Raw genomic sequence first — 12,664 nt, 5'->3', positions numbered from 1 at the left:
TTAAGGAGGTGGGTACAATTGCAGGCCCGGCTTTTTTAGAAAAGCCGGGCCTGCAACCTTCTGCCTGGCTAAGTTTGTTAGCTTAGCTAACGACCACCTTTTCCGCGCAGCGATTTGTACGCCATTATTGACCTTGAGACTACTGGCGGACAGCCTACTCAGGACCGCATCACCGAAATAGCAATTTATATCCACGACGGCGAAAAAATCGTGGACGAATACGCGACGCTGCTTAATCCGGGGCGGGCCATCCCGCCGTTTATTACCCAGCTCACGGGCATCACCAACGACATGGTGAGCGCTGCGCCGAAGTTCCACGAAGTGGCGCGCAAGGTGGTGGAGATGACCGAAGGCTGCGTATTTGTGGCCCACAACGTGCGGTTCGACTACTCGTTTCTGAAAAAGGAATTTGCCGACCTCGGCTACAACTACTCGCGCAAAACCCTGTGCACGGTGCGTCTCAGCCGCTCGCTCATGCCGGGCCAGCCCAGCTACAGCCTAGGCAAGCTGTGCCAGAACATTGGGATTCCGCTGGAGAACCGCCACCGCGCTGCGGGCGACGCGCATGCCACGACGGTACTTTTTGGGCGCCTCCTGAAAATTACCCAGGACAGCGAAGCCGTGCAAAATGGCCTTGCCCCGGCTGATACGCTGGCCCGCGTGGATGCCCTGGCCCCGGACGGCCGCCGGCCCGATGGCACGAAGGCGCCCTCGCCCAAGCGGGTGGCGGCCGTGCAGGAAGCTATTCGCACTGCTTTGATTCCGCCGTTGGTATCGCCCACGCTGGTGGCCAGTCTGCCCCAGGCCACGGGGGTTTACTATTTCCACAACGAGGCGGGCGAGGTTATTTACGTTGGCAAAAGCATCAACATCTACAAGCGCATTCAGCAGCACTTTGCAGTGGATGTGAAGTCGCGCAAGAGCCTGGAGTTTAAGAACAGCATTGCCGACATCACCTGGGAGCTGACGGGCTCAGAGTTGGTGGCGCTGCTTTATGAGTCGCACCTCATCAAGCAGCTAAAGCCGGCGTATAACCGCCAGCAGCGGCGCTCGGTGTTTCCGGCGGGCATCTACCTCCGCGTTGATGAGCAGGGCTACAAGCGCCTAGCCTACGGCCGCGCCGATGCCCGCAACGCCGAAATCCCCATCATTGCGCTGGGCAATCAGTTTAAGGCCCAGGGTTTCCTGTACCACAAAGTGGCCAAATACAATCTTTGCCAGAAGATGTGCGGCCTCTACAAAACCCAGGGGGCCTGCTTCGATTACCAGGTGCATCGCTGCCAGGGCGCCTGCCTGGGCCTGGAGCCGCCGGAAACTTACAACCTGCGCGTAGACGAGGCCATCGATAGCATCAGCTACGAGCACGACACCTTCGCGGTGATAGGACCCGGCCGCACTGAGTTGGAAAAAACCATTGTGCTGGTTGAAAACGGCAGCTACCGCGGCTTTGGGTATGTCGACGAGACGTTCTCGGCCCGCAAGCTGGCCGACTTTCGCGATGTTATTAAGCCATACAACGACAACAAGGACATTCAGCAGATTATCCGGCAGCACTTACGCACCAAGCACAAAGGCGAGCGGGTGAAGGTGTTTGGCTAAATATTTTGGTTGAAGCGATGAAACCCTTGGCTGTTCATCAAAACACGAAGCGGCCCACCGAAATGCATCCGGTGGGCCGCTTCGTGTTTTGGCATGAATGCTTACTTCTTCCCAGCCACAATTTCGTCTACTATCAGTGGGTCGAGCAGCGTGGTTACGTCGCCCAGGTTGCTGGTTTCGCCTTCGGCCACTTTGCGCAGGATGCGGCGCATGATTTTGCCCGACCGCGTTTTGGGCAGGCCCGAAACCAGCTGAATTTTGTCGGGCTTGGCAATGCGGCCAATGTGGGCTACCACGGCTTCGATGATGCTGGCCTCGGTGCGTTGAATGTCGATGTCGGTGGTAGGCACCCCGTTCTGGCAGATGACGTAGGCGTAGATGCCTTGGCCTTTCACGTCGTGGGGGTAGCCCACCACGGCGCTTTCCACCACAAATTCGCTCTCGTTGATGGCGCTTTCGATTTCGGCGGTTCCGAAGCGGTGGCCGCTCACGTTGATGACGTCATCGACACGGCCAATGATGCGGTAGAGGCCTTTTTCGTCGCGCCGGGCGCCGTCGCCGGTGAAATAGTAGCCGGGGTACGGCTGAAAATAGGTCTGGCGGGCGCGCTCGTGGTCACCCCAGGTAGTGCGGATAATACCCGGCCAGCTGCCCTTAATGGCCAAGTAGCCCTCCTGGTCGTTGCCCTCGATTTCGGTGCCGTCCTGGTTTAGCAGCACGGGCTGTACGCCGGGCAGCGGCAGGCCGGCACGGGCCGGCACCGAAGGCGTGATGCCTGCCATGGCAGAAATCATGATGCCGCCAGTTTCGGTTTGCCACCACGTGTCTACGATGGGGCAACGGCCCTTGCCCACGTGCTGGTGGTACCAGTGCCAGGCTTCCTCGTTGATGGGCTCGCCCACCGAGCCCAGAATGCGCAGGCTGCTAAGCGAGTAGGCCAGTACGTGGTCGATGGGTGCGGCCATGAGCGAGCGGATGGCCGTGGGCGCGGTATAGAATATGGTAACGTGGTGCTTGTCGATTACTTCCCAGAAACGGCCCGGCGAAGGAAAGGTGGGTACACCCTCAAACAACAGCGTGGTGCTGCCTGCTAGCAGCGGGCCATACAAGCCATAGGTGTGCCCCGTAACCCAGCCAATGTCGGCAGTGCACCAGTACACATCGTTTTCCTCCACCTGAAACACGTTGCGGAAGGTGTAATCAGCCCATACCATGTAGCCAGCCTGGCTGTGCACCACTCCCTTGGGCTTGCCGGTGCTGCCGCTGGTGTAGAGAATGAACAGCGGGTCTTCGGCTGCCATCTCTTCGGGAGGGCAGGTTTTCTCTACGTCCAGCACTTCCTCATGAAACCACACGTCGCGGTCGGCCACCATTTCCACGGGCCAGCCAGTGTGCTCCACCACCAGCATGCGGCGCACCGAGGGGCACTGCGTCAGGGCCTCATCGACCACGCTCTTGACCGGAATTTGCTTGGCGCCCCGCTCGAGGGCATCGGCTGTGATGACGAAGCTGGCTTGGGCGTCGTTTATGCGGTCGCCAATGGCGGAGGCCGAGAAGCCGGCAAACACTACGCCGTGCACCGCCCCTATGCGGGCGCAGGCCAATACGGCAACAGCCAGCTGCGGAATCATGGGCAGGTAGAGCACCACCCGGTCGCCCTTTTTCACGCCATTCTTCTTGAGCACGTTGGCCATTTCGCACACCTGGGTATGCAGCTCGCGGTACGTCAGGCGCAGGTGGCGGGTGCGGGGGTCGTTGGGCTCGAAGATGATGGCCAGCTTATTGGCTCGTAATTCCAAATGGCGGTCGAGGCAGTTTTCGGTAATATTGAGGACTGCCCCGTCGAACCAAGTGCTTTGGCCCTCGGGCGAGAACTGCCCCCCGCGCACGCTGTCCCATTTGCGCCGCCAGGTGAAGGGCTCGGCCGCGGCGGCCCAAAAGGCGTCGGGGTCTTCTACCGATTGCTGGTAAGCAGCATGGTATTCTTCGAGGTTGCGGACGCGGGAGTGCGTTGGAATGATGTCAGACATAGTAGGGTGTTATGAAGGTGCAGAATGTGACTTGCCAGCCTTGGCTGGAGCTGACTATTAAACGGAAGTTTCAAATGCGGTACCAATGGCACGGCGTTGTAGGGCGGTACTGATTTCATCGAGAATTAGTGGGTCATCGATGGTGGAAGGCGTGACGAATTCCTCGCCGTCGGCGAGCTGACGCAATGTTTTACGAAGGATTTTGCCGGAGCGCGTTTTAGGCAGGCGTTTCACCACTATCACCGCCCGGAAGCACGCCAGGGCGCCAATTTGAGCGCGCACGCTGCTCACCAGGTCGCGCTCGATTTCCTCCTCTCCTATTGCCTGCCCATCTTTCAGCACCACCAGTCCCACCGGCACCTGGCCACGCAGGGAGTCGGCAATGCCCAGCACCGCGCATTCGGCCACGGCGGGATGCGCGGCCAGAATCTCCTCCATTTCCCCAGTGCTCAGGCGGTGACCTGCCACGTTGATGACATCATCAACCCGCCCCATGATGTAGCAGTAGCCGTCGGTGTCGCGATAGCCACCATCACCGCTGAGGTAGTAACCGGGGAAAGTGCTCAGGTAGGCTTCTTTGAAGCGGGCATCGTCGCGCCAGAGCGTGGGGAAGCAGCCGGGCGGCAAGGGCAGTTTCACGGCCACCAACCCGGTGGTGCCGGCGGGCACGGGCACACCTTCTTCGTCCAAAATCTGCACGTCGTAGCCGGGCACCGGGAAGCCGGCGCTGCCAGCCCGGGGCGGCGGCATGCCCTCCAGCCCGACGAGGGTTGCGAGCATGGGCCAGCCCGATTCGGTTTGCCACCAATGGTCTACTACCGGCACCTGCAGCAGATTCTGGGCCCAGGCAAAAGTGGCTGGGTCGCAGCGCTCACCGGCCAGGAATAGCTGGCGCAGGCCCCGCAGGTCGAACTGCCTGGCAAGCACGCCCTCCGGGTCTTCCTTTTTGATGGCCCGAATGGCCGTGGGGGCCGTGAACATCACCTGCACGTTGTGCTGCGCCACCAAGCGCCAGAACGTGCCCGCGTCGGGCGTACGCACGGGCTTGCCTTCAAACAGCACCGACGTGCACCCCCGCAGCAGCGGCCCGTACACGATGTAGGAATGCCCTACCGCCCAGCCAATGTCGGAGCCGGTAAACATCGTTTCGCCCGGGGCTAGGCCGTAGATGGCTTGCATGCTGAAGCGCAAGGCCACGGCGTGTCCGCCGTGGTCGCGCAGCACGCCCTTGGGCCGGCCCGTGGTGCCGCTGGTATACAGAATATATAGCGGATGGGTGCCCGGCACCGGCACGGCAGCGATGGGAGCCGCCCGGAGCAGCTCCTGATAATCCCGGTCGCGGCCGGGCTGCAGGTCGGCGGTCACGAAACCGCGCTGCAGCACCACCACGTGAGCCGGCTGGTGGGTGGCTTTGGCCAGGGCTTCGTCAACCAGAGGCTTGTAGGGAATGACGCGGTCAAACTCCATGCCGCCCGAAGCACATACAATGACCCGCGGCTGGGCATCGTCGATGCGCACGGCCAGCTCGTGGGGCGCAAAGCCTCCAAACACCACTGAATGCACCGCTCCTATGCGCGCACAGGCCAGCATGGCCACCACCGCTTCGGGCAGGTTGGGCATGTAGATGATAACCCGGTCGCCCAGGTTCACCCCCAGTTCCCGCAGGCCGCCGGCAAACCGGGCCGTCATGTCCAGCAGCTCGGCATAGGTGTAGGTGCGGAGGGTGTTGGTTACCGGCGAATCGTAAATCAGGGCGGCCTGCTCGCCGCGGCCGTTCTGCACGTGGTAGTCGAGGCAGAGAAACGAAGTATTCAGCTTGCCATTATGGAACCAGCGGTAGAAGCCATTTTTATCCTGGGTGAGGGGTTTAGTGGGCAGTGTGTCCCACTGCAGGTTATGGGCCTGAGCTAGCCAGAAGGCGGCGGGGTCGGCCAAACTCGCCGCGTGGGTCGCAGCGTAAGAGCAAGCAGGTTTCATGGCGGGTGGGATTGGGAGGAGGTGGATAGTGCATCACGTTAATTGTACGTAGCAGCGCTAAGCTGCGACGCCCAGCAGCTCGCGAACTTTTTCCATGAGCTGCCGGGTGCTAAAAGGTTTGGGAATATACAAATCGGCCCCAACTTCATAGCCTTTCTGAATGTCGGGTTCCCGGCTCTTGGCCGAAAGGAAAATAACCTTGGTACCCGCACGGTCGGGGCGCTGGCGCAACACTCGGCACACCTGGTATCCGTCGACGTCCGGCATCATAATATCGAGCAACACCAAGTCATACGGGGTTTGCTCGATGGCCGTCATGGCCTCGGTGCCGTTGCGGGCAATGCCCACCTGGTAGCCGTTTTTGCGCATCAGGAATTCCAGCGACATCACAATATTAGGCTCATCATCAACAATTAGGATATGTGGTACTTTCATAGCTCAAGGATAGCATGCAGATAGAAAAAGGACATTAGCTGACGAGTTCGGGAATACTTACCACGGGCAACTCCACAAAGAAGGTAGCGCCCTGGTCGGGCTGGCTTTCCACCCACATGCGGCCGTGGTGCAGGTCAACAATTTTTTTGGTGATGGCCAGTCCGAGCCCGGTGCCCTCCGGCTTGCGGGTGGTTTGGTTGCGGGCTTGAAAAAACTTCTCGAAAATGTGGTGCAGGTCGCCCGGGGCAATGCCTTTGCCATTGTCGGCGATGATGATGGTGATGACGTGGGCCGGTGCATCCGGGTGCGTGCGCAAAGGCAGTGCGGCATAGGTAAGGGCCAGTTTAATTCGGCCAGAGCCATCGGGCCGGCAGGCTTTAATGGAGTTGGACAGCAGGTTGACCAACACCTGCATCAGGCGGTCGCGGTCGGCGGGCAAGGCGGGCAGACCGGGGGGCACGGCCACTTCCAGTGCGATGTGCTTGTCGCGCAGCAGTTGGCCCACAGCTTCCACGGCCTCGTCGAGCAATTCGGCCATGGGCACGGGATGGCGCTCCAGCGTGGCCTGGCCCGATTCAAACTTCTCCAGGTCGAGCACCAGGGAAATGAGGCGGGTCAGGCGCTCTGCCTCGCGGCTGATGGTGAGCTGGAATCGCTGCCGTTCTTCTTCCTCCAATTCGGGGTTGTCGGCCAGGATTTCGGCCAGCGCCCGAATGCTGGTGAGCGGCGTGCGCAGCTCGTGCGTGACGGTGTATAGAAACTCGTCTTTGCGGTGGTCCAGGGCCTGAAGCTGGTCATAGGCCACGCGTAGCTCGTCGGTGAGGCGCTGCAGTTGGCGCGACTGTTTCTGGAGCTGGCGGTTGGCCTCGAGCAGCTGCTGGCTTTCTCGGAGAATGCCCACCACGTTGTCGTAGTTGATTTGCTCCTCCCCCGCTACCGAGGCCACCAGCATGCGCGCCGAGGCCGGCCCTAGGCTACCGGCCAGCAGCTTTTCGGCGTAGGTGAGCAGGCGCGGGTCAGCCGAGGCAGCCGGAAGCGGCAGGCCCGCCGAAGGAGGCCCGTCAGTGGGAAGCGGCAGGGCGTCGGGAAACCGCGTGGCAAAGGTTCGCAGGGCTTGGTTGGTGCGCTTTTTTCCCAGGAAGCCAAGCAGCAGGCCCCGCACATCGGGGAAGGGCGTGAGGCCCTGCCAGCCAGCCACCTCCTCGGCCAGACTGCGGCGCTGAAACACGTCGACAAACACATCGGCCTGCCGCAGCTCGAGAGCAGTGGGCGGCTTGGCCAGCGAAATGCCCACATACAGCCCAATGTTAAAAAACCAACTCCAAAACAGGCCGTGCGAGAGGTAGTCGAGGCCTTCTAGGCCAAATAAAGCAAAGGGCCGTAGCACCGCCAGGCCGCCTATTCCCTCAGTAAGGATGGATACAGGCAGCTTACCGGACCCAATTATCGTGGGCAATACCAGCGTATAAAACCAAATACCAAAGCCCGCCAGCAGCCCTACCGTGGCTCCGCGTCGGGTGCCGCCCTTCCAATAGAGGCCACCCAACACGGCCGGCACAAACTGCGCCACCGCTGCAAACGAAACCAGACCTGTATTCACCAGCGGTAGCTGCTTGCCCACCTCGGCATAATAGCCATAGGCCAACAGCAGCACCGCCACCACGGCCAGGCGGCGGCTTTGCAGCGCCACCCGGCCCAAATAAGCAAACCAGCGGGTTTGGAGCGAGGGCCGCGTTGCGGGTACCCGCACCAGCAGGGGCATGAGCAAGTGATTGCTCATCATCACGCTTAGGGCAATGGTTTCGACGATAATCATGCTGCTGGCCGCCGAAATACCTCCCAGGTACGTGAGCAGGGCCAACCAAGAGTGCCCCGCTGCCAGCGGCAGGGCCAGCACAAACGTATCGGCGTCGATGCCACTGCTACCCAGCCGCAGCATGCCGCCAAAGGCGATGGGCAGCACAAAAATGTTGATGATGATGAGGTAGAGCGGAAAAAGCCACATGGCCTTACGCAGGTGGTCCTCGTCGACGTTTTCGACCACCGAGACCTGAAACTGCCGGGGCAGCAGCAACACCGCCGACATGCTGAGAATAAGCAGCGTCAGCCAGCCGCTGCCCGTTACGCCGGCCCCGTGCAGGGTAAACAGCTGCCGCAGGGCAGGCACCGCCGCAGCCTGGTCAAACAAATCGGTGAAGCCGCCGAACAAGCCAAACGTGACAAACAAGCCCAGCACCAGAAACGCCACCAGTTTCAGCAGGCTCTCGACCGCCACCGCCAGTACTATGCCCTCGTGGCGCTCGGTGGCTTCTACCGAGCGCACCCCGAATAGGATGGTGAAGACCGCAAGGGCCCCCGTAGTGTATAAAGCCGTAGCCGCCGCCGGGCCCTCTACCCCGGCGCCGCTGCCTGTCATGGTCACAAACGAAGCCGCAATAGCCTTGATTTGCAATGCAATATAGGGCACCACCCCGAGCACGCACACCACCGTTACCAGCGCCCCCAAGGCAGCACTCTTGCCGTAGCGCGCCGAAATAAAGTCGGCTATGGAGGTTAGCCGCTGTTGCCGGCATATCCTAATAATCTTGCGTAATACCAGCCACCAAACCGGGGCCAGCAAGGTGGGTCCAAGGTAAATGGCCACAAATTCGAGGCCGTGATTCGCGGCCCGCCCTACGCTGCCATAGTATGTCCAGGCGGTGCAATACACGGCCATGCTCAGGGCGTAGACGTACGGGTTGCTCACCAGGCTTTTGTGCGCTTTTGAGCGGCGCTCCGCGGCATAGGCTACGCCAAAGAGCAAAGCCAGGTAGCCAAACGAAAAAGCGATGACAAGCAGCTTGGACATCGGAACAGTTAAGAGTAAACAGTTAGCCGCATCTGGCGCTCCGGCATAAAACGTATCCGGAGCACTTTTCTGGGGTGAGCTCCTTCCCCGTCGGAACGCGTTGCTTATTCAATTTTTCGGACCAAGTAGCCCGTCACGGCCACAATGGCGACCCACATCACCAGAATATACACGTAGACCAAAGGCAACCCACCCACGCGGCCGTCGTGGTCGAACACGGCCAACAGGGGAAAGCTGAGCATCAATCCAAACAGAACAGCCAGAAATAGGAGGCGCTGCCCGCGCCGAATCTCAGCATCTTCGGGGCGCGTGCGGTTGGGCATGGGCAAGAGGGGCTCGGTGGGCATGGCGGGGGCGTGACGGTGGTTGCAGTAGCCCTCCAATTTAACGGAAAAGCCGCTGGCCCTACAGGCCAGCGGCTTATTTCACGCTTAGGAGCTACGAGTCAACCCTCAGGTAGTCGACGGATTGTCATCCATGAGCTTCACGTTGCGCACGTCCTTCATGTAGATGGAACCGATGAAGAAGCATATAAGCGCAATAACAACGGGATAAATCAGGCCCATATAAATGCTGTGCTCCTTGGCAAAGGTGCCCTCGGGGCGGGTGGCAGCCCACACCGTAAGCGACGTGGCGATGAACGGCACAAAGCCACCAAACACGCCGTTGCCAATGTGGTAAGGCAGCGACAGTGAGGTATAGCGGACCTTGGTCGGAAATAGCTCGACCAAGTAAGCGGCAATGGGACCGTAGGCCATGGTCACGAACAGCACTAGGCAGAAGGTGAGCAGAATCATGGGCAGCAGCTGCGGCGAGGCCGACTGCATTACGGCAGGCACGGCGTCTACGGCGGCGCCAGTGGCGTCGACGGTGGCTGGAACCGCGGCAGTTTTCTCTGTTAGCGGCCCTGCAAACTGCTTCAGGCCGTAGAAGATGGGCACCGTGAAGAGCGCACCGCACAGCAGGCCGGTCATGATAATTTTCTTCCGCCCGATGCGGTCCGAGAGGCTACCGAAATACACAAAGAAGGGCGTGGCTAATGCCAGAGCGGAACATAACACAATGGCGGCGTCCACAATACTCATTTTAAGGGTGGAGAGCATAAACGAGTAGGCGTAGAACTGGCCGGTGTACCACACCACGCCCTGGCCCATGGTAGCCCCAAACAAGGCGATGAGCACCAGGCGGCGGTTAACGGGGTTCACGAAGGACTCGCGCAGCGGGTTGGTGCTGGTTTTGCCCTCGGCTTTGGCTTTGGCAAACAGTGGCGATTCGGCCAGCTTGCGGCGGATGTAGTAGGAGGCCACAATCAGCACACCCGACAGCAGGAAAGGCAGGCGCCATCCCCACTCCTTGAAGGCTTCTTCGCCCACAATCTTGCGAGTAGCCAAAATCACGAGCACCGACAGAAACAAACCGGCCGTGGCCGTAATCTGAATAAAGCTGGTGTAGTAGCCCCGCTTATTGTCAGGCGAGTATTCGGCCACGTACGTTGTGGCGCCGCCGTACTCACCGCCCAAGGCCAGGCCCTGCAGCAGGCGCAACACCACTACAATGGCGGGGGCTGCCAGCCCGATTTTATCGTAGCTCGGAATCAGACCCGTCACGAACGTGGCCCCGCCCATGATGAGCAGCGTGAGCAAGAAGGTGTACTTACGGCCAATCATATCGCCGATGCGGCCAAAGAACACGGCCCCAAACGGGCGCACCACAAAGCCGGCCCCAAACACAGCCAGGGCCCCGAGCAGGGTGTCCTCAATTTTGCCCTTCGAGCCGAAAAGCACCGGACCGATGATGGTAGCCAGCGAGCCAAAAATGTAGAAGTCGTACCACTCGATAACCGTGCCTACAGAAGAGGCCGTTATCACCTGCCAGATTTTGCTGGTCGGCGTGGTGTTATTGTCGTGGGCAACCTCGGTATCGACCGGAGCACCGTACGGGGGTGAAACGCTTTGTTCCATGGTTTTGCAAAAAAGATGGCTGAATAAGAGATTATGAGGGGTCGGCCTACAAGGCCACCTGCGTCTGCAGCGTGATTTCGGGGCGGTACTTCACGTCGTTCACGTTCGTGAAGTCGGGCCGGGGGCGGTAGTTCAGGGTGACCTTGGCGTTGTGGCCGTCAATGTAAAAGTTCGAGCCGATGTCGAACACGTTCACGTTCTTGATATTGCCGTCGCTGGTCCGGAGGCCTTCGTAGCTGGCGAGCAGGTGCGAGGCATAAGGCTGCACGCGCACTTTAGGCCCAAGCAAGGCTTTTGGCAAAAGGTAACCGGCTTCGAGAAAGCCAATGTGGCCTGTGCCCGAAGTCGGTATGGCGTTGCCACGGCGCGGGTCGGTGCCATAGCCGGTGTTCGAAAGCCCGATAAAACGCGTGTGGTTCGGACCCATATTATAGTTGTAGTACACAGCGTAGGCAGTGAAGGCCGTTCCTGTTTCCTTGTTGATGGGCGTATCGAAGAAGGCGTCCAGCGACCACAGGCCGATGTCGTGCAGCCGCGTGCCGTTCGCACCGTTGCTGTAGGAGCCGATGCCTCCGCCCAGCGCGGCGTCGATGGCGGCGGCATTCATGATGCTGCCACCGGGACGGGATACCATACCTTCCGGGTTGTAGAAGAAACCGCCGCCTAGGTTAAACACCCGTTTGGTGCCCAGGTACGTGCCCACGTTGAAGGGAATTAGGTTGGCTTCCAGGTCTAGGAACTCCCAACTCACGTAGCCCTGGTATATTTTCTTGGTGCCCTGAGGGTTGTATTGAGCCGTGTTGGTGCCCGTGTTTACCCGGCCAGCACCCGTCCCGGTCGTCACGCCCAGGCCAACCGGCGTGCTAAAGGCGCCCGTTTGGTTGGTCAGAAAAGGTTCGTTCACGCTAAACGCATAGTCAAGCCTGCTCACGCGGCCCTTGGCATAGAAGCCGATGCCGCGTACAAACTGGTCGATGGCTTCAATGACGGGCCAGTTGGTGATGGGCGCGTCCATGGTCAGGAAGTTGACCGTGCTGGCCCGGGTCATTCGCGAAAGACCATTCTGGTAGTGCATGCCCCCTCCCAGGCTCAGGTACTGGTTTACCTTGTACTCCACCACAGCTTCGTGAATAAAAAGCTGGGGCTTTTTACCGTCCGTGGCAGGGTTCACGCCCCCACTCACGGCCGTCTGGTTGTTAATACCAAAGTGGACGTACGTCATGAACCGCGGGTTCAGCTGCGACAGCACCAGAAAGCGGGAGCGGCGCAGCACGAAATCCAGCTGGTCGTCTTGCGGTTTGCCGGGCGCGCGCAAGGTTCCGGTGTTGTTCTCGGTGTAGCGCGCCCAGACCTGGTGCCAGGTAAGAAAACGCAGGTATTTGCTGCCGTCGGGCGAGAGGTTCACCTTCATGCCTGCGCCGTAAGAAACCGGCTCTACGGGGGTGGGGGTGGCACCACTGCCCGCTGGCGGTGCTACTGGCGCCGAGGGTGTTTGCTGGCCCGAGGGCACTGGGTTGTTTCCGGCCGGAATTGGCGTGGTCGTGGGTGCGGGAGCCGGCTCGGCCACTGGCGGAGGCGTACCCACTGGCGCCGGAGGCGTTGGGGGGGTCACCTGACCAAATGAGGCACCAGCACCGGCTAACATCAGGCCGCTTAGGGCCACAGCGTAGCGGGGAATTCTCATAAGTGATGAAAGAAGTGAGAAGAGAAAGATGAGACAGCACCATTCAGACCAGGCTCGTGCCCAGATGAATATTGCGCCGGCTAAGTAGCAGCCCCCACGCGCCCTTTGCTACACTACCACTATACTTTTG

At 60.1% G+C, this 12,664-nt stretch carries 8 protein-coding genes; 1 reads left to right on the top strand and 7 read right to left on the bottom strand.

Annotation, left to right across the window (positions count from 1 at the left end):
• The first annotated feature begins 114 nt into the window (after positions 1 to 114).
• Positions 115 to 1,599, top strand: a complete 1,485-nt coding sequence (locus ACP7AJ_RS05210) for an exonuclease domain-containing protein (RefSeq protein WP_426059140.1) — start codon at positions 115 to 117, stop codon at positions 1,597 to 1,599.
• 101 nt (positions 1,600 to 1,700) lie between these two features.
• Here ACP7AJ_RS05210 and acs read toward each other — a convergent pair whose 3' ends face one another.
• The 7 genes from acs to ACP7AJ_RS05175 all read right to left on the bottom strand — a co-directional run bounded on the left by acs (position 1,701) and on the right by ACP7AJ_RS05175 (position 12,534).
• On the bottom strand, positions 1,701 to 3,629 hold the full coding sequence (gene acs, locus ACP7AJ_RS05205; protein WP_426059139.1) for an acetate--CoA ligase: 1,929 nt from the start codon (positions 3,627 to 3,629) through the stop codon (positions 1,701 to 1,703).
• A gap of 57 nt (positions 3,630 to 3,686) precedes the next feature.
• Entirely contained in the window at positions 3,687 to 5,606 is a 1,920-nt protein-coding gene (locus ACP7AJ_RS05200) for a propionyl-CoA synthetase (protein ID WP_426059138.1), read from the bottom strand.
• Positions 5,607 to 5,663: 57 nt separating this feature from the next.
• Positions 5,664 to 6,041 (bottom strand): response regulator transcription factor, encoded by a 378-nt coding sequence (locus ACP7AJ_RS05195; RefSeq protein WP_426059137.1) that lies wholly within the window; start codon positions 6,039 to 6,041, stop codon positions 5,664 to 5,666.
• 34 nt (positions 6,042 to 6,075) lie between these two features.
• Positions 6,076 to 8,889, bottom strand: a complete 2,814-nt coding sequence (locus ACP7AJ_RS05190) for an ATP-binding protein (protein WP_426059136.1) — start codon at positions 8,887 to 8,889, stop codon at positions 6,076 to 6,078.
• Between the two features lie 104 nt (positions 8,890 to 8,993).
• On the bottom strand, positions 8,994 to 9,236 hold the full coding sequence (locus ACP7AJ_RS05185; protein WP_426059135.1) for a hypothetical protein: 243 nt from the start codon (positions 9,234 to 9,236) through the stop codon (positions 8,994 to 8,996).
• A gap of 105 nt (positions 9,237 to 9,341) precedes the next feature.
• Positions 9,342 to 10,850 carry an MFS transporter gene (locus tag ACP7AJ_RS05180; RefSeq protein ID WP_426059134.1) on the bottom strand — a complete coding sequence of 503 codons (1,509 nt, stop codon included), beginning with the start codon at positions 10,848 to 10,850 and terminating at the stop codon, positions 9,342 to 9,344.
• A 46-nt stretch (positions 10,851 to 10,896) separates the two neighbouring features.
• On the bottom strand, positions 10,897 to 12,534 hold the full coding sequence (locus tag ACP7AJ_RS05175; protein WP_426059133.1) for a hypothetical protein: 1,638 nt from the start codon (positions 12,532 to 12,534) through the stop codon (positions 10,897 to 10,899).
• Between the last annotated feature and the right edge of the window lie 130 nt (positions 12,535 to 12,664).

It is taken from the genome of Hymenobacter sp. B1770, from assembly GCF_049896385.1.
Taxonomy (GTDB): domain Bacteria; phylum Bacteroidota; class Bacteroidia; order Cytophagales; family Hymenobacteraceae; genus Hymenobacter.
Note: the sequence above shows the minus strand (reverse complement) of the source record. Positions and strands in the feature narration are given on the sequence as shown.